17 protein-coding genes are annotated in these 16366 nt (G+C 67.7%); 12 read left to right on the top strand and 5 right to left on the bottom strand.

The annotated features are described in order from the left end of the window. The first annotated feature begins 22 nt into the window (after positions 1–22). Positions 23–2386, top strand: coding sequence for a phosphoenolpyruvate synthase (gene ppsA / locus BN118_RS05650; protein WP_010930358.1), 2364 nt, complete (start codon positions 23–25; stop codon positions 2384–2386). A gap of 67 nt (positions 2387–2453) precedes the next feature. On the opposite strand, the gene BN118_RS05655 is transcribed toward ppsA, so the two are convergent. After that, the gene (locus tag BN118_RS05655; protein WP_010930359.1) at positions 2454–3173 is read right to left on the bottom strand and encodes a glutamine amidotransferase; all 720 of its coding nucleotides are present in this window, start codon (positions 3171–3173) and stop codon (positions 2454–2456) included. Between the two features lie 123 nt (positions 3174–3296). Between BN118_RS05655 and BN118_RS05660 the strand changes: the two genes are divergently transcribed. Beyond that, positions 3297–3722 carry an NfeD family protein gene (locus BN118_RS05660; RefSeq protein ID WP_003811761.1) on the top strand — a complete coding sequence of 142 codons (426 nt, stop codon included), beginning with the start codon at positions 3297–3299 and terminating at the stop codon, positions 3720–3722. A 34-nt stretch (positions 3723–3756) separates the two neighbouring features. Here the strand turns inward: BN118_RS05660 and BN118_RS05665 are convergent, their stop codons facing one another. Then, complete coding sequence (locus BN118_RS05665; RefSeq protein ID WP_005012067.1) at positions 3757–4707, bottom strand: IS481-like element IS481 family transposase; 951 nt, start codon at positions 4705–4707, stop codon at positions 3757–3759. Positions 4708–4824: 117 nt separating this feature from the next. On the opposite strand from BN118_RS05665, the gene BN118_RS05670 reads away from it, so the two are divergent. After that, positions 4825–5751, top strand: a complete 927-nt coding sequence (locus BN118_RS05670) for an SPFH domain-containing protein (RefSeq protein WP_003811759.1) — start codon at positions 4825–4827, stop codon at positions 5749–5751. A 65-nt stretch (positions 5752–5816) separates the two neighbouring features. Further along, a complete protein-coding gene (locus tag BN118_RS05675; RefSeq protein WP_010930360.1) occupies positions 5817–6974 on the top strand; it encodes a GGDEF domain-containing protein in 1158 nt (385 codons plus the stop codon). Here the strand turns inward: BN118_RS05675 and smpB are convergent. After that, positions 6955–7422 carry an SsrA-binding protein SmpB gene (gene smpB / locus BN118_RS05680; protein WP_003811754.1) on the bottom strand — a complete coding sequence of 156 codons (468 nt, stop codon included), beginning with the start codon at positions 7420–7422 and terminating at the stop codon, positions 6955–6957. The two genes, BN118_RS05675 and smpB, sit on opposite strands and share 20 nt — an antisense overlap. Positions 7423–7487: 65 nt before the next feature. Here smpB and BN118_RS05685 point away from each other — a divergent pair, with 65 nt between their 5' ends. The 7 genes from BN118_RS05685 (at position 7488) to BN118_RS05715 (ending at position 12955) form a co-directional block, all read left to right on the top strand. Next, complete coding sequence (locus BN118_RS05685; RefSeq protein ID WP_003811752.1) at positions 7488–7922, top strand: type II toxin-antitoxin system RatA family toxin; 435 nt, start codon at positions 7488–7490, stop codon at positions 7920–7922. Then, positions 7912–8262 carry an RnfH family protein gene (locus tag BN118_RS05690; protein ID WP_003811750.1) on the top strand — a complete coding sequence of 117 codons (351 nt, stop codon included), beginning with the start codon at positions 7912–7914 and terminating at the stop codon, positions 8260–8262. The genes BN118_RS05685 and BN118_RS05690 overlap by 11 nt, the downstream gene beginning before the upstream one ends. A gap of 196 nt (positions 8263–8458) precedes the next feature. Next, complete coding sequence (locus BN118_RS05695; protein WP_014905608.1) at positions 8459–9613, top strand: acyl-CoA dehydrogenase family protein; 1155 nt, start codon at positions 8459–8461, stop codon at positions 9611–9613. Beyond that, positions 9610–10782 (top strand): enoyl-CoA hydratase/isomerase family protein, encoded by a 1173-nt coding sequence (locus tag BN118_RS05700; RefSeq protein WP_014905609.1) that lies wholly within the window; start codon positions 9610–9612, stop codon positions 10780–10782. The genes BN118_RS05695 and BN118_RS05700 overlap by 4 nt, the downstream gene beginning before the upstream one ends. A 47-nt stretch (positions 10783–10829) precedes the next feature. After that, positions 10830–11723, top strand: coding sequence for a 3-hydroxyisobutyrate dehydrogenase (gene mmsB, locus BN118_RS05705; protein WP_003811743.1), 894 nt, complete (start codon positions 10830–10832; stop codon positions 11721–11723). Between the two features lie 45 nt (positions 11724–11768). Further along, a complete protein-coding gene (locus BN118_RS05710) occupies positions 11769–12206 on the top strand; it encodes a PaaI family thioesterase (RefSeq protein ID WP_003811741.1) in 438 nt (145 codons plus the stop codon). Positions 12207–12265: 59 nt separating this feature from the next. After that, a complete protein-coding gene (locus BN118_RS05715; RefSeq protein ID WP_014905610.1) occupies positions 12266–12955 on the top strand; it encodes a VIT1/CCC1 transporter family protein in 690 nt (229 codons plus the stop codon). Between the two features lie 9 nt (positions 12956–12964). Here the strand turns inward: BN118_RS05715 and BN118_RS05720 are convergent, their stop codons facing one another. Both BN118_RS05720 and tal read right to left on the bottom strand, forming a co-directional pair. Then, positions 12965–13915: an IS481-like element IS481 family transposase gene (locus tag BN118_RS05720; RefSeq protein WP_005012067.1), complete on the bottom strand. Its 951-nt coding sequence runs from the start codon at positions 13913–13915 to the stop codon at positions 12965–12967. A 98-nt stretch (positions 13916–14013) separates the two neighbouring features. Beyond that, positions 14014–14976, bottom strand: coding sequence for a transaldolase (gene tal / locus BN118_RS05725; RefSeq protein WP_010930364.1), 963 nt, complete (start codon positions 14974–14976; stop codon positions 14014–14016). 226 nt (positions 14977–15202) lie between these two features. Between tal and carA the strand changes: the two genes are divergently transcribed. Further along, positions 15203–16357: a glutamine-hydrolyzing carbamoyl-phosphate synthase small subunit gene (carA, locus tag BN118_RS05730; protein ID WP_023852833.1), complete on the top strand. Its 1155-nt coding sequence runs from the start codon at positions 15203–15205 to the stop codon at positions 16355–16357. Positions 16358–16366 lie beyond the last annotated feature (9 nt).

Genomic DNA, 16366 nt, shown 5'->3' on the forward strand with positions numbered 1-16366 from the left:
TCCATTGTAAAAGGTGACTTCAATGTCGTATGTGGTTTCGTTCGAGCAGCTCCGCATGACGGACGTGGACTCGGTAGGAGGCAAGAACGCATCATTAGGTGAAATGATCAGTCAGCTGGCCGGCGCGGGGGTACGCGTGCCCGGCGGCTTTGCCACGACCGCCCAGGCCTTCCGGGACTTCCTGCAGGCTTCCGGTCTGGACAAGCGCATCGCTGACCGTCTCGCCACCCTCAACCCCGAAGACGTACGCGAGCTGGCCAGCGCCGGCGCGGAGATCCGTCAATGGGTGATCGATGCGCCTTTCTCGCCTGAATTCGAACAGGCGATCCGCACCGCATTCGCCGAGCTCGACGCCGACGGCAAGGGCTCGTTCGCGGTGCGCTCCTCGGCGACCGCCGAAGACCTGCCCGACGCTTCGTTCGCCGGCCAGCAGGAGACCTTCCTCAACGTGGTGGGCGTCGACGACGTGCTCGACAAGATCCGCCACGTTTTCGCCTCGCTGTACAACGACCGCGCCATTTCGTATCGCGTGCACAAGGGCTACGCCCACGCCGAGGTCGCGCTGTCGGCCGGCATCCAGCGCATGGTCCGTTCCGACAAGGGCAGCGCCGGCGTGATGTTCACCATCGACACCGAGTCGGGCTTCCAGGACGTGGTGTTCATCACCTCGTCGTACGGCCTGGGCGAGACGGTGGTGCAGGGCGCCGTCAACCCGGACGAGTTCTACGTCTTCAAGCCGTCGCTCGAACGCGGCAACTATCCCATCGTCAGCCGCCGCATCGGCTCCAAGCTGATCAAGATGGAATTCGACCCCGAGCGTCCCGAAGGCCGCGCCGTGCGCACCGTCGATGTGCCGGTGTCCGAACGCAACCGCTATTCGCTGACCGACGACGAAGTCATCGAGCTGGCGCGCTACGCGGTCATCATCGAGAAGCACTACCAGCGTCCGATGGACATCGAGTGGGGCCGCGATGGCGTGGATGGCAAGATCTACATCCTGCAGGCGCGTCCGGAAACGGTGAAATCGCAGCAGGGCGTCAATGACGTGCAGCAGCGCTACCGCCTCAAGGCCACCGGCCAGGTGCTGGTGACCGGCCGCGCCATCGGCCAGAAGATCGGCGCAGGCAAGGTGCGCGTGGTGGCCGATATCTCCGAAATGGACAAGGTCCAGGCCGGCGACGTGCTGGTCACCGACATGACCGATCCCAACTGGGAGCCGGTCATGAAGCGTGCCTCGGCGATCATCACCAACCGCGGCGGACGCACCTGCCACGCGGCCATCATCGCGCGCGAACTGGGCATTCCGGCCGTGGTCGGCTGCGGCGACGCGACCGACCTGCTCAAGGACGGCCAGGCCGTGACGGCCTCGTGCGCCGAGGGCGACGAAGGCCGTATCTACGACGGCCTGATCGAGACCGAGGTCGAGGAAGTGCGCCGCGGCGAGATGCCTCCGATCGACGTCAAGATCATGATGAACGTGGGCAATCCGCAGCTGGCGTTCGACTTCGCGCAGATCCCCAACGCCGGCGTGGGCCTGGCCCGCCTGGAATTCATCATCAACAACAACATCGGCATCCACCCCAAGGCGGTGCTGGATTATCCGAACGTCGACGGCGAGCTGAAGAAGGCGGTCGAGTCGGCCGCCCGCGGCCACGCCAGCCCGCGCGCCTTCTTCGTCGAGAAGCTGGCCGAAGGCGTGGCGACCATCGGCGCGGCGTTCTGGCCCAAGCCGGTGATCGTGCGCATGTCGGACTTCAAGTCCAACGAGTACCGCAAGCTGGTGGGCGGTTCGCGCTACGAGCCCGAGGAAGAGAACCCCATGCTGGGCTTGCGCGGGGCGTCGCGCTATATCGCCGCCGATTTCGAGGAGTGCTTCCGCATGGAATGCGAGGCGCTCAAGAAAGTGCGCGACGAAATGGGCCTGACCAACGTCGAGATCATGGTGCCGTTCGTGCGCACCCTGGGCCAGGCCAGGAAGGTCGTCGAGCTGCTGGCCGCCCACGGCCTGGCGCGCGGCGAGAACGGCCTGAAGCTGATCATGATGTGCGAGGTGCCGTCCAACGCCATCCTGGCCGAACAGTTCCTCGAGTACTTCGACGGCTTCTCCATCGGTTCGAACGACATGACCCAGCTGACGCTGGGACTGGACCGCGACTCCGGCATGGAGCTGCTGGCGGCCGACTTCGACGAACGCGACGATGCGGTGAAGTTCATGCTGCGCCGCGCGATCAAGGCGTGCCTGGCGGCCAACAAGTACGTCGGCATCTGCGGACAGGGTCCCAGCGACCACCCCGATTTCGCGCAGTGGCTCAAGGACGAGGGCATCCTGTCCATGTCCCTGAACCCGGATACGGTGGTGGAGACCTGGCAGCAACTGGCCAAGTAAGCGCCCGGCAGCAGGAAAAAGCCTCGCCCTTGCGGCGAGGCTTTTTTTCGCCGGGCGGCGCGGGCGGCTAGGCGCAGCAGGCCAGGAAGCGGCGCACCAGCGAGGCGGCAAGCGGCGTGGGGCCGGCCGCGCGCGCCAGGCCTTCGACGTCCAGCCCGTGGGCGGCGTAGAGCGCCGCGTGGTGGCGCAGATGGGCGGCGACGAACCCGGGCGTGAACTCGGGGTGGAACTGGGCTGTATAGATGCGCGGGGCCAGGCGCAGTATCTGGTGCGCGTCCTGGGCCGAGCGCGCCAGCACGGTGGCGCCCGGCGGCGCGGCGAGCACGGCCTGCTCGTGCATCATCTGGGCGTCGAAGGCGGCCGGCAGGCCGGCCAGCAAGGGGTCCGTGGCGGCCGCGGGCAGCAATTCGACCGGCAGGGTGCCCAGTTCGCGGCCGGCCGGGTTGTCGCCCACCACGCCGCCCAGCGCGTGGGCCAGCAACTGGTGCCCGTAGCAGATGCCGAACATGGGCAGGCCGGCGCCGGCGGCCTGACGCAGCCAGTCGGCGGCCGCCTCGCTCCAGGGCGCGCGGTCGGTCACCATGGCCGGCGAGCCGGTGATCAGCGCGGCCCGGTACGCGCCGGGCGCGCGCGGCGCCTCGTCCTTGTAGGAGGCCACCACGTGCGTGCCGGCGGCATCCAGCCCGGCGGCCTGGCGCAGCATCTCGGCGTAGCTGCCGTGCGCGGCGCGCAGGGCGGCGGCGGGATTGCCGGTATGCAGGATCAGAACGGGCAGGGCGGCGGTCATGGCGGGGGATCGGGCCGGTGGCGGGAGAGGGGGAACGCCATGATAAAGGCACGGCGTGACAGGCGCGAGTGGCGGGAAATACGTACAATCGTTGCCATATATTGAAACTCGGGACGGAACGCTATGTGGATTTGGTTCGGTTTGGCCGCCGTTGCCCTGATCGGCGAGGTGGGCTCCGGTACGTTTTACCTGCTGCTGGTGGCGCTGGGCCTGGCCGCCGGCGGTATCGCGGCCTGGCTGGGGGCGGACCTGGCATGGCAACTGGTGGCGTGCGGCCTGGTGGCGCTGCTGGGGCTGCTGGCGCTGCGCCGCACCGGCGTGCTGAAAAAGCGCGAGGTCAACGCCGCGCGCAACGCCGACGTCAACCTGGATATCGGCCAGTCCGTCATGGTGGATGCGTGGTCCGACGCGGGCACGACCCAGGTGTATTACCGGGGCGCGCAATGGCAGGCCGAGCTCGCCCACGGCCAGCCGCGCCAGGCCGGCCGCCACATCATCGCCGAAATACGCGGCACGCGCCTGGTGCTGGCGCCCGCGCCGGCCGCGTAACCATGACCTTGCCCGCCGGCGACGGCAGGCTTCACTAGCTGTGAACTGTCAATAGGTTGTATTCGTCCAGGTTGAGTCTGGAGATGGGTACAGCGCGCCCGATGCCTTGGTGGGGTCGATGCCAGTTGTAGTGGTGTAGCCAGGATTTCATGGCATCGGCTCGGTGTTGGGAGTTCTGGTAGGTGTGAGCGTAAGCCCACTCACGCAAGGCCGACTGGATGAAGCGTTCGGCCTTGCCATTGGTCTGTGGGCGGTAAGGTCGGGTAAAGCGGTGCTTGATGCCCAGCTCATGGCACAGCGCGGCGAAGGCGCGGCTGCGAAAGGCCGAGCCATTGTCGGTGAGCAAGCGCTGGATGGTCACGCCCAGGCGCTGGTAGTAGGCCACTGCGTCCTTGAGGAACTGGACGGCGCTGGGGAAGCGCTCGTCGGGGTGGATGTCGGTGAAGGCCACGCGGGCGTGGTCATCGATGGCCACGAAGACGAAGTCCCAGCCGGCCCCCTCAACGGTATCGCGTCGGTTGCCCGTGACCCGGTGGCCAGGGCGCTGGATACGTCCCAGCTTCTTGATGTCGATGTGCAGCAGATCGCCGGGGGCCTGATGCTCGTAGCGCACCACCGGCTCGGCCGGCTCCAGGTCGGCCAGGTGCGACAGACCGGCGCGGGCCAGGACGCGGCTGACGGTGCTGGCTGACACGCCCAGCGCCTGGGCGATGCGCGCTTGGGTCAGCCGCTTGCGGCGCAGCTCCACGATAGCCAGCGCCTTGGCCGGCGCAATCGCTCGGGGCGAGACCGTCGGGCGCGAGGACGCATCGGCCAAGCCCGCCTGGCCCTGAGCCAGGAAGCGGCCCAGCCATTTGCGCACAGTCGGCGCGGTGACCCCATAGGCGCGGGCCGCTTCAGGCACACAAACTTGATGGGCGATCAATTGCTGGACCATTTCGAGTCGACGTAGGAAGGTCAATCGGGCATGCTTATGGGTGTTCATCCGGCCGGGCTCCTTGAGTGAACTGGGGGGTTGGCGATTTCCAGTTTCTCAAATCCGGTTCGGATGAACCATGCATACAACCTATTGAATCTTCACAACTAGCAGAGGGTATTTATCATGATCGACGTTTCCACTGTGGTCCTGATTGTCATCGTCATCCTGGCGCTGATGATCGTGGTCAAGGCCATCGCCATCGTGCCGCAGCAGCATGCCTGGGTGGTGGAGCGGCTGGGCAAGTTCGACCGCGTGCTGTCGCCGGGCGCCGGCTTCGTGATTCCCTTCATCGAACGGGTGTCGTACAAGCATTCGCTCAAGGAAATCCCGCTCGACGTGCCGAGCCAGGTCTGCATCACGCGCGACAACACGCAGTTGCAGGTCGACGGCGTGCTGTACTTCCAGGTCACCGATCCGATGCGCGCTTCGTACGGCTCGTCGAACTACATTTCCGCCATCACCCAGCTGGCGCAGACGACGCTGCGCTCGGTGATCGGCAAGCTGGAGCTGGACCGCACGTTCGAGGAGCGCGAGTTCATCAACAGCACCATCGTCGCGTCGCTGGACGAGGCCGCGCTGAACTGGGGCGTGAAGGTGCTGCGCTACGAGATCAAGGATTTGACGCCGCCCAACGAGATCCTGCGCGCGATGCAGGCGCAGATTACCGCCGAGCGCGAGAAGCGCGCCCTGATCGCGGCTTCCGAGGGGCGCCGCCAGGAGCAGATCAACATCGCCACCGGCGAGCGCGAGGCCGCCATCGCGCGCTCCGAAGGCGAGAAGCAGGCGCAGATCAACCAGGCCCAGGGCGAGGCCGCGGCCGTGCTGGCCATCGCCGAGGCGACCGCCAAGGCGATCGAGCAGGTGGGCGAGGCCGTGCGCCAGCCCGGCGGCATGGAAGCCGTCAACCTCAAGGTCGCCGAACGCTACGTGGATGCCTTCAGCAACGTGGCCAAGGAGGGCAATACGCTCATCCTGCCGTCCAACCTGTCCGATGTGGGCGGGCTCATCGCCTCGGCCATGACGATCGTCAAGTCGACCAAGAGCGCGTGAGGTTCGACCCGGGCGCGCCGGCCGCGGCGCGTCCTTTCGCGTCCGCGCCATAGCGTCCCGCCCTCATGCTGGCTCCGGTCACCCTGCTGGTGATTTCCACCCTGTCGAGCCTGGTGACGCAGGGAGTCCTGGGTTCGCTGCTGCGCAGCGGCATCGCGGGCATCCGCGAGCTGATGTGGGCCAACGTGCTGGTGCTGTGCTCGCTGCTGCTGTTCACGCTGCAGGCCAACCCCGCCATGCCGCCGTGGCTGGCGATCCAGGCGCCCAACGTGCTGATCTCGTCCGGCGTCGTGCTGTTTTGCGCCGGCGTCTTCCGCTTCATGCAACAGCGCCCGCCGTGGCGCCTGCTGCTGCTGGGACTGGCGCTGTCGATCGGCGCCAACATCTGGTTCCACTATGTCGACCCCTCGGTCAACGCCCGGGTGGTCACGGCCTCGGGCCTGCATGCGCTGCTGTGGGGCGGCAGCGCATGGACCATCTATCGCAACATGCCGCTGCGGCGGTCGCGCTACAGCTACTGGTTCGCCGGGGTGACCGCCACCGTGGCCGCCCTGGGCCATGCCTTGCGCACGGCCGTCTACGGCCTGCAGATCGAGCAGACCCAGGGGCTGTTGCAGTCATCGGTATGGAACGTGGCCTTCCTGGCGATCGGCGTGCTGGTCATGCCCAGCATGACGCTGGGTATGATCATGATGATCCACGACCGCATGCTGGCCGAGCGCGAGCGCGAGGCCAACCAGGACTTCCTGACCGGCCTGCTGTCGCGCAAGGCATGGTGGCGCGAGGGCGAGCGCCTGTGCGCGCGCGCGTTGCGCACGGGCCGGCCGCTGACCCTGCTGGCGCTGGACATCGACCGCTTCAAGCAGGTCAATGACCAGCACGGCCACGCCGCCGGCGATGTGGTGCTGCGGCATTTCGGTTCGCTGGCCACCGCGCTGCTGCGCAGCGGCGATGTCATCGGCCGGCTGGGCGGCGAGGAATTCGTGGCCTTGTTGCCCGATACCGACGGCGACACGGGCGTGAGCGTGGCCGAGCGCTTGCTGGCCAGTGTGCGCGCCACGCCGTGCTCGCACGGCGGCAAGGCGCTGACCTACACGTTCAGCGGCGGGGTGGCGCAATACCGCGCGGGCGATACGCTGCCGGTGCTGGTGGAGCGGGCGGACGCGGCGTTGTACGCGGCCAAGCAGGCCGGCCGCGACCGCATCAGGAATCGCGCTGGTTGACGCGCGTGTCGTGCTTCAGGACACGTTCCTTTTCGCGCTGCCAGTCCTTTTCGCGGGCGGTGTCGCGCTTGTCGTACAGCTTCTTGCCCCGGCCCAGCGCGAAGTCCAGCTTGATGCGGCCGTTCTTGTAGTGCAGGTTGAGCGGAACCAGTGTGTAGCCGCGCTGTTCGACCTTGCCGATCAGCTTGCGGATTTCCTCGGCCTTGAGCAGCAGCTTGCGGGTGCGCGTGGCGTCGGGGCGGATGTGGGTGGACGCGGTAGGCAGCGGGCTGACGTGCATGCCCAGCAGGTAGATTTCGCCATCGCGCACGATGACGTAGCTTTCCTTCAATTGCACGCGGCCGTCGCGGATAGCCTTCACTTCCCATCCTTCCAGGACCATGCCAGCTTCGTAGCGGTCCTCGATGAAATAGTCGTGCGTGGCCTTGCGGTTATCGATAATACTCATGGAGGCAATGGTAAGGGCGCGCGGTGCCGGTAAAATCCTAGCATTCTAGCCATTTGCGATAGCTGATGCACAAAGTCCAACGATCCGTCCTGGTTCCGTATTCGGCCGCCCAGATGTTCGACCTGGTGGCCGATGTCGAGAAATACCCCGAATTCATGCCGTGGTGCGGCGGCGCCGAGGTGCACTCGCGCTCCGAGCACGGCATGCAGGCCTCGATCCTGATCAGCTTCGCGGGCCTGAAACAGCGCTTCAGCACGCGCAACACGCACGATTATCCGCAGCGCATCGATCTCGAGCTGGTCGACGGGCCTTTCTCGATGCTGGTGGGCCATTGGGTATTCCAGCCGCTGGCCGAGGATGCCTGCAAGGTGCTGTTCACGCTGGAGTACGCGTTCTCCAACCGCGCCCTCGAAATGGTGGTGGGCCCGGTGTTCAACCGTATCGCGGCCAGCTTCATCGATTCGTTCACCAAGCGCGCGCAGGCCAAGTATGGCGAATGACACGCCGGCGCCCGCCGGTTCGCTGCGCGTGACGGTCTGCCATGCATGCCCGGACGGGGCATGGCAGCGCGCCGTCACGCTGCCGGCCGGCGCCACGGTGGCCGACGCGGTGGCCGCCAGCGGCTTTGCCGCGGCGCACCGCGGCCAGGATCCCTGGGCGCATGGCGTGGGGGTGTTCGGCAAGGCGCAGGCGGCCGACGCGCCGCTGGCCGATGGCGACCGGGTGGAAATCTACCGGGGCCTCAGCTTCGACCCCAAGGAGTCGCGCCGGCGGCGGGCCGAGCACCGGCGTGCGCTGGCCGCGCGCGGCGGCAAGGCGCGTCCGGCCGGCCTGCTGTAAGGCCGCGGGCTTCCCGGGGCGATTGCGGCGTCCAGGCGCCCACATTGTCGCCGGCAAGACAGTGCGCGGCCGTTTCGGGCGTAACATACTCGCCAACGACTTACGTTTACGTTAACGTCATGTCGAGCGGCCGCCGGCGATTCACAAGATCGCCACGCAGCCGCATGACCATACCGAGAACATCTGGAGACTGGCCGTGGATTTCGAACTCACCGACGAGCAGCGCGCGTTCGCGCAGGCCGCGCGCGACTATGCACAGGGCGAACTGGCCCCGCACGCGGCGCGCTGGGACGCCGAGGGCATTTTCCCGCGCGAGGCCTTCGCCCGCGCCGGCGAACTGGGCTTTTGCGCCATCTATGCCAGCGAGGAGATCGGCGGACTGGGGCTGCCCCGGCTCGACGCCACGCTGGTCTTCGAGGAGATGGCGGCCGTGGACCCCTCGACCACGGCGTTCCTGACGATCCACAACATGGCCACCTGGATGGTGGGGCAATGGGCCCGGCCGGCGGTGCGCGAGCAGTGGGGGCCGCTGCTGGCCAGCGGCGAGAAGCTGGCGTCGTACTGCCTGACCGAACCCAATGCGGGCTCGGATGCCGGCTCGCTGGCCACGCGGGCCGAGCGCCAGGGCGATGATTACGTGCTCAACGGCGCCAAGGCCTTCATTTCGGGCGGCGGCGATACCGACCTGCTGGTGGTGATGGCGCGCACCGGCGGCGACGGGCCCGGCGGGGTCAGCGCCTTTGCCGTGCCCGCCGACGCCGCGGGCATCGCCTATGGCCGCAAGGAAGAGAAGATGGGCTGGAACAGCCAGTCCACGCGGCCCATCACGTTCGAGCAGGTGCGCGTGCCCGCCTCGCACATGCTGGGCGAGCCCGGCGAGGGCTTCAAGATCGCCATGAAGGGCCTGGACGGCGGGCGCATCAACATCGGCACCTGCTCGGTCGGCGCGGCCCAGGGCGCCATGGACGCGGCGCGCCGCTGCATGGACGAGCGGCGCCAGTTCAACCGCAAGCTGGCGCAGTTCCAGGCGCTGCAGTTCAAGCTGGCCGACATGGCCACGCACCTGGTGGCGGCGCGCCAGATGGTGCGGCTGGCCGCCTGCAAGCTGGACGCCGGCTCGGCCGACGCCAGCACCTATTGCGCCATGGCCAAGCGCTTCGCCACCGACATGGGTTTCCAGATCTGCCTGGACGCGCAGCAGATCCATGGCGGATATGGGTATTTGCGCGACTATCCGCTCGAGCGCCTGGTGCGCGATACTCGCGTGCACCAGATCCTGGAGGGCACGAACGAGATCATGCGGGTCATCGTCGCCCGACAATTGCTTGAAAAAGGAGCCGATATCCGATGAATGCGCCCGTGCTGTTTGAAGAACGAATTGCCGACAATGGCGTGCGCCTGGGCGTGGCCACGCTCAATGCGCCGCAGACCCTCAATGGCCTGTCGCTCGAGATGGTCGAGCTGCTCGACGCGCGCCTGCGCGCCTGGGCCGCCGACGCGGCCGTGGCGATGTTCATCCTGCAGGGGGCGGGCGAGAAGGCGTTCTGCGCCGGCGGCGACCTGCACGGGCTGTACCGCAGCATGCGCGAGAACACCGGTGGCGATCCCTGGGCCAATACCCATGCGCGCCGCTTCTTCGAGCACGAGTACCGGCTGGACTACCTGATCCACACCTACCCCAAGCCGGTGCTGTGCTGGGGCCATGGCATCGTCATGGGCGGCGGCGTGGGCCTGATGATGGGCGCCAGCCACCGCGTGGTCAGCGAGACCACGCGCATGGCCATGCCCGAGATCACCATCGGGCTGTTTCCCGACGTGGGCGGCAGCTGGCTGCTCAACCGCATGCCGGGGCGCACCGGGCTGTTCCTGGCGCTGACCGGCGCGCACGTGAACGCCTCCGACGCCTTCTTCGCCGGGCTGGCCGATTTCCGGCTCGATTCGGCGCAGTGGCCGGATTTCTGCGCCTCCCTGCTGAGCCTGCCGTGGGCCGGCCAGCCGGGCGGGCCCGGCACCGGCAACGCGGCGCCGCGCTCGATCAACGACGGCCTGCTGCGCCAGGCGCTGCTGGCGCACGAACCGGCCACGCAGCTGGAGCCCGGCCCCCTGCGCCAGCATTCGTTCCTGGTGAACAGCCTGTGCAGCGGCAAGCGGCTGGACGACATCTACGCCGAGATCGCCGAGCTCAAGGATCACGCCGATCCCTGGCTGGCCAGGGCCGCGGCCACCATGCTGGCCGGTTCGCCCGGTTCGGCGCGGCTGGCGTATGCCCTGCAGCAGCATACGCGGCTGCGTTCGCTGGCCGATGTGTTCCGCATCGAGTACGTGGCCGCGCTGGCCTGCGCGGCGCACGGCGATTTCGCCGAAGGCATCCGTGCGCTGCTGGTCGACAAGGACAGGCAGCCGCGCTGGAATCCCGCCACCCTGTCCGAGGCCAGCGACGACTGGGTGCGCAAGTTCTTTGACGAGCCCTGGCCGGCCGGCCAGCCCCACCCGCTGGCGGACCTGGGCCACGGCGCCTAGGCGCGCCGGTTCGCTCGTTCCCCTATGACGCACAGGAGACAACCATCATGAGCAGCATTGCATTCATCGGTCTGGGCAACATGGGCGCGCCCATGGCGCTGAACCTGGTCAAGGCGGGCCACGACCTGACGGTATTCGACCTGGTGCCGGCGGCGGTCAAGACGCTGACCGACGCTGGCGCGCGCGCGGCCGGTTCGGCCGCCGAGGCGGTGCAGGGCGCCGAACTCGTCATTTCCATGCTGCCGGCCAGCAAGCATGTCGAAGGCCTGTACCTGGGCCAGGACCTGCTGGCCAGCATCGGCGCCAGCGCGCTGGTCATCGAGTGCAGCACCATCGCGCCCGATTCGGCGCGCAAGGTGGCCGCCGCCGCGCAGGCGCGCGGCATCGCCATGATCGATGCGCCGGTATCCGGCGGCACGGGCGGCGCCGCGGCCGGCACGCTGACGTTCATCGTCGGGGGCGAGGCGCCGGCGCTGGAGCGCGCGCGGCCGGTACTGGCCAGCATGGGCAAGAACATCTTCCATGCCGGCGGCGCCGGCGCCGGGCAGGTGGCCAAGATCTGCAACAACATGCTGCTGGGCATCCTCATGGCCGGTACGTCCGAGGCGCTGGCGCTGGGCGTGGCCAACGGCCTGGACCCCAAGGTGCTGTCGGACATCATCAGCAAGAGCTCGGGCCGCAACTGGGCCACCGAGCTCTACAACCCCTGGCCGGGCGTCATGGAGCATGCGCCGGCGTCCAAGGGCTATGCCGGGGGCTTCGGCGTGGACCTGATGCTCAAGGACCTGGGGCTGGCGGCCGAGGCGGCGCTGGGCACGCGCTCGTCCATCCCGCTGGGAGAGCTGGCGCGCAACCTGTATTCGCTGCACAGCCAGGGCGGCAGCGGCGGGCTGGACTTCTCCAGCATCGTCAATCTGTATTCGCCGGGCGAGCGCAACTGATCCCGCCCTGGCCGGGCGGCCAGGGCCATTCCGCGAGAGGCTTGCATGCCTGATACCGAGGCTTTCGAGGCGGCGCGCCAGCGCGTGCACGACAACTTTGCCCGCCAGAGCGTCATGGCGCTGATCGGCGCGCGCCTGGGCGCCGTCGAACCCGGCGAGGTCGAGATCGCGTTGCCGTATCGCGCCGACCTGTGCCAGCAGAACGGTTTCCTGCATGCCGGCATTTCCACCACCATTGCCGACAGCGCGGGGGGCTATGCCGCCTATACGCTGTTCGGACCCGGCGAAGACGTGCTGACATCGGAGTTCAAGATGAACTTCCTGGCGCCGGCCGATGGCGAGCACTTTGTCGCCAGCGGCAAGGTGCTAAAGCCCGGCAGGCGGCTGAGCATCTGCCAGGTGGAGCTGCGCGCCTGCCGCGGCGAGCGCAGCACGCTGTGCCTGGTGGGGCTGATGACCGCGGTGCGGGTGACGCCGCGTTGAACGGCGCGGCGGCCTATACTTGGCGCGCCAATCCCGGCCGCCACGAGTGACGCCTGCCCATGCCCGCCCGATCCCACCATCGCATCTTCCGTTCCGGCTGGCTGCGCGCCGCGGTGCTGGGCGCCAATGACGGCATCGTCTCCACCGCCAGCCTGATCGCCGGGGTGGCGGCCGCGCAAGCCAGCTATGCCGCCATCCTGACTTCGGGCCTGGCCGGCCTGGTGGCCGGAGCGCTGTCCATGGCCGCCGGCGAGTACGTATCGGTGAAGTCCCAGGCCGATATCGAGGCGGCCGATCTGCGGCTGGAACAGAGTTCGCTCAAGCGCAATTCGCGCGAAGAGCTGGAAGAACTGACCGGCATCTATGTCGAGCGCGGCCTGTCGCCCGACCTGGCGGGGCAGGTGGCCCGGCAGCTGACGCGCCACAACGCCCTGGACGCGCACGCGCGCGACGAGCTGGGCATCTCGGTGCACAACCGCGCCCAGCCGGTGCAGGCGGCGCTGGCCTCGGCCGCGTCGTTCGCCGTCGGGGCGGTGCTGCCGCTGGCCATCGCCATGGCGGCGCCGCTGGCGCAACTGATGCCGGTGGTGATCGCCGGGTCGGTGGCCGGGCTGGGCATACTGGGCGCGGTGGCCGCGCGCGCCGGCGGCGCGCCGGTGGGGCCGGCCGCCGTGCGGGTGGTGTTGCTGGGGGCGGCCGCCATGGCCCTGACCGCGGGCGTGGGGGCCTTGTTCGGCGTGGCGGTATAGCCGGACAGCCTAGCTGTGAACTGTCAATAGGTTGTATTCGTCCAGGTTGAGTCTGGAGATGGGTACAGCGCGCCCGATGCCTTGGTGGGGTCGATGCCAGTTGTAGTGGTGTAGCCAGGATTTCATGGCATCGGCTCGGTGTTGGGAGTTCTGGTAGGTGTGAGCGTAAGCCCACTCACGCAAGGCCGACTGGATGAAGCGTTCGGCCTTGCCATTGGTCTGTGGGCGGTAAGGTCGGGTAAAGCGGTGCTTGATGCCCAGCTCATGGCACAGCGCGGCGAAGGCGCGGCTGCGAAAGGCCGAGCCATTGTCGGTGAGCAAGCGCTGGATGGTCACGCCCAGGCGCTGGTAGTAGGCCACTGCGTCCTTGAGGAACTGGACGGCGCTGGGGAAGCGCTCGTCGGGGTGGATGTCGGTGAAGGCCACGCGGGCGTGGTCATCGATGGCCACGAAGACGAAGTCCCAGCCGGCCCCCTCAACGGTATCGCGTCGGTTGCCCGTGACCCGGTGGCCAGGGCGCTGGATACGTCCCAGCTTCTTGATGTCGATGTGCAGCAGATCGCCGGGGGCCTGATGCTCGTAGCGCACCACCGGCTCGGCCGGCTCCAGGTCGGCCAGGTGCGACAGACCGGCGCGGGCCAGGACGCGGCTGACGGTGCTGGCTGACACGCCCAGCGCCTGGGCGATGCGCGCTTGGGTCAGCCGCTTGCGGCGCAGCTCCACGATAGCCAGCGCCTTGGCCGGCGCAATCGCTCGGGGCGAGACCGTCGGGCGCGAGGACGCATCGGCCAAGCCCGCCTGGCCCTGAGCCAGGAAGCGGCCCAGCCATTTGCGCACAGTCGGCGCGGTGACCCCATAGGCGCGGGCCGCTTCAGGCACACAAACTTGATGGGCGATCAATTGCTGGACCATTTCGAGTCGACGTAGGAAGGTCAATCGGGCATGCTTATGGGTGTTCATCCGGCCGGGCTCCTTGAGTGAACTGGGGGGTCGGCGATTTCCAGTTTCTCAAATCCGGTTCGGATGAACCATGCATACAACCTATTGAATCTTCACAGCTAGGCCGCGCCGTGCGATTCGATCAGCGCATCCAGCTTGCGCGCATCGGCCACGAACAGGCGGATGCCCTCGGACAGTTTCTCGCTGGCCATCGCGTCTTCGTTGAGCTGCGTACGGAACGCCACCTCGCCGCCATCCAGGCGGACCGCGTCGGCGTCGTCATGGCCGGCCTGCGGCGACAGCGCGGCGGGCACCTCGCCCTCGGTCTGCGCCAGCCGGGTCAGCAGTTCCGGGCTGATCGTCAGCAGGTCGCAGCCGGCCAGCGCCAGGATCTGGTCCACGTTGCGGAAGCTGGCGCCCATGATCTCGGTCTCGATGCCGAAGCGCTTGTAATAGCGATAGATGCGGCTGACCGATTGCACGCCCGGATCGTTGGCGCCGCGGCGCGCATCCTCGACCCACTCGGCGCCGGCGTTCTTCTTGTGCCAGTCGTAGATGCGGCCGACGAACGGCGAGATCAGCTGCACGCCGGCGTCGGCGCAGGCCGCCGCCTGCGGCAGGCAGAACAGCAGCGTCAGGTTGCAGCGGATGCCCTCGGCCTGCAGCACGCGCGCGGCCTGGATGCCCTCCCAGGTGGAGGCGATCTTGATCAGCACCCGTTCGCGCGGCACGCCGGCCGCCTGGTACAGGGCGATCAGGCCGCGGGCGCGCTCGACCGTGGCGCGCGTGTCGAAGGACAGGCGCGCATCCACCTCGGTGGAGACCCGGCCCGGCACGATATCGAGGATCTGGCGGCCGAACGCGACCAGCAGGCGGTCGGTGATCTCGGCCGGCGAGGCGCCCTGGTGCGCGCGCGCCGTCTGGACCAGCAGCGGCCGGTACGCCTCTTGCTGCACGGCCTTGAGGATCAGCGAGGGGTTGGTGGTGGCGTCGGTGGGGCGCAGCGCACGCATCGCTTCGAAATCGCCGGTATCGGCAACGACAACGGTATGGCGGCGCAACGCTTCGAGTTGGCTGGGCATAAGGCGAATCTGAGCGGACAATGAGTGGCGGAACCCCTAGGGTAGCACCCCGTCGCGCATGGGCCGGGCAACGGCTGGAAAATTTTGGGGACGCAGCGATGCCGGCATGGCCGTCGGCCCGGATGATCTGCCCGCGCAGCCTTATCCGGCGCGCCATGCGGGGAAAATTGGTTGTCCAGGGTATAATCTGAAAGTTTGATTATCGATTCTGAAACCGGGGTTTACTGTGCTGCCGCAACTTTTTCCCGAGGGGATCAACCGCTTCCCTCCTGCAATTCTGGCTTTGGCGGACGGTACCATTTTTCGGGGCGTATCGATAGGCGTGCCTGGGCATACCGTGGCCGAAGTGGTGTTCAACACTTCGATGACCGGATACCAGGAAATCCTGACAGACCCGAGCTACGCCGGGCAGACCGTCATGCTGACCTATCCCCACATTGGCAATACCGGCGTCAATCCTGAAGACGTCGAGGCCAATCGTGTGTACGCCGCCGGTCTGGTGGTGCGCGACTGCCCGGCGCGCGTGTCCAATTTCCGCGCCACGCAATCGCTGCCCGAGTACCTGAACGCGCAAGGCATCGTCGCCATTGCGGGCATCGACACGCGCAAGCTGACCCGCATCCTGCGCGAGTCCGGCGCCCAGGGCTCGTGCATCCTGGTCGGCGAGGACGCCGAGCGCGCGGTCGAGCTGGCCCGCGGCTTTCCGGGCATGAGCGGCCAGGACCTGGCCAAGGTCGTCTCCATCAAGGAGCGCGCCGACTGGACCCAGGGCACCTGGGAACTGGGCTCGGGCTACACGCAGCCGGCCCAGGACCGCTTCCACGTCGTGGCCTATGACTATGGCGTCAAGAGCAACATCCTGCGCCTGCTGGCCGATCGCGGCTGCCGTGTCACGCTGGTGCCGGCGCAGACTACCGCCGAGGAAGCGTTCAAGCTGCAACCCGACGGCGTGTTCCTGTCCAACGGCCCGGGCGATCCCGAGCCGTGCGACTACGCGGTGGACGCCACGCGCGCCTTCCTGGAGCGCAAGCTGCCGGTGTTCGGCATCTGCCTGGGCCACCAGCTGATGGGCCTGGCGCTGGGCGGCAAGACCGTCAAGATGAAGACCGGCCACCACGGGGCCAACCACCCGGTGCAGGACGTGCAGTCCGGGCGCGTCTTCATCACCAGCCAGAACCACGGTTTCGCGGTCGACGCCGCGACCCTGCCGGCCAATACGCGCGTCACGCACATCTCGCTGTTCGACGGCACGCTGCAGGGTTTCGAGCTGACCGACCGGCCGGCGTTCTGCTTCCAGGGCCACCCCGAAGCCAGCCCCGGGCCGCACGACATCATCGTGCTGTTCGACAAGTTCATCAGCCTGATGGCCGGCCAGAAATAAAGATTCCAC

Source organism: Bordetella pertussis 18323 (assembly GCF_000306945.1).
Taxonomy (GTDB): Bacteria; Pseudomonadota; Gammaproteobacteria; order Burkholderiales; family Burkholderiaceae_B; genus Bordetella; species Bordetella pertussis.

What these genes read in the sequence shown, in the direction of transcription:
- ppsA (WP_010930358.1), top strand. Translation starts at nt 23, where the DNA reads ATGTCGTATGTGGTTTCGTTCGAGCAGCTCCGCATGACGGACGTGGAC.
- BN118_RS05655 (WP_010930359.1), bottom strand. Translation starts at nt 3,173, where the DNA reads ATGACCGCCGCCCTGCCCGTTCTGATCCTGCATACCGGCAATCCCGCC.
- BN118_RS05660 (WP_003811761.1), top strand. Translation starts at nt 3,297, where the DNA reads ATGTGGATTTGGTTCGGTTTGGCCGCCGTTGCCCTGATCGGCGAGGTG.
- BN118_RS05665 (WP_005012067.1), bottom strand. Translation starts at nt 4,707, where the DNA reads ATGAACACCCATAAGCATGCCCGATTGACCTTCCTACGTCGACTCGAA.
- BN118_RS05670 (WP_003811759.1), top strand. Translation starts at nt 4,825, where the DNA reads ATGATCGACGTTTCCACTGTGGTCCTGATTGTCATCGTCATCCTGGCG.
- BN118_RS05675 (WP_010930360.1), top strand. Translation starts at nt 5,817, where the DNA reads ATGCTGGCTCCGGTCACCCTGCTGGTGATTTCCACCCTGTCGAGCCTG.
- smpB (WP_003811754.1), bottom strand. Translation starts at nt 7,422, where the DNA reads ATGAGTATTATCGATAACCGCAAGGCCACGCACGACTATTTCATCGAG.
- BN118_RS05685 (WP_003811752.1), top strand. Translation starts at nt 7,488, where the DNA reads ATGCACAAAGTCCAACGATCCGTCCTGGTTCCGTATTCGGCCGCCCAG.
- BN118_RS05690 (WP_003811750.1), top strand. Translation starts at nt 7,912, where the DNA reads ATGGCGAATGACACGCCGGCGCCCGCCGGTTCGCTGCGCGTGACGGTC.
- BN118_RS05700 (WP_014905609.1), top strand. Translation starts at nt 9,610, where the DNA reads ATGAATGCGCCCGTGCTGTTTGAAGAACGAATTGCCGACAATGGCGTG.
- mmsB (WP_003811743.1), top strand. Translation starts at nt 10,830, where the DNA reads ATGAGCAGCATTGCATTCATCGGTCTGGGCAACATGGGCGCGCCCATG.
- BN118_RS05710 (WP_003811741.1), top strand. Translation starts at nt 11,769, where the DNA reads ATGCCTGATACCGAGGCTTTCGAGGCGGCGCGCCAGCGCGTGCACGAC.
- BN118_RS05715 (WP_014905610.1), top strand. Translation starts at nt 12,266, where the DNA reads ATGCCCGCCCGATCCCACCATCGCATCTTCCGTTCCGGCTGGCTGCGC.
- BN118_RS05720 (WP_005012067.1), bottom strand. Translation starts at nt 13,915, where the DNA reads ATGAACACCCATAAGCATGCCCGATTGACCTTCCTACGTCGACTCGAA.
- tal (WP_010930364.1), bottom strand. Translation starts at nt 14,976, where the DNA reads ATGCCCAGCCAACTCGAAGCGTTGCGCCGCCATACCGTTGTCGTTGCC.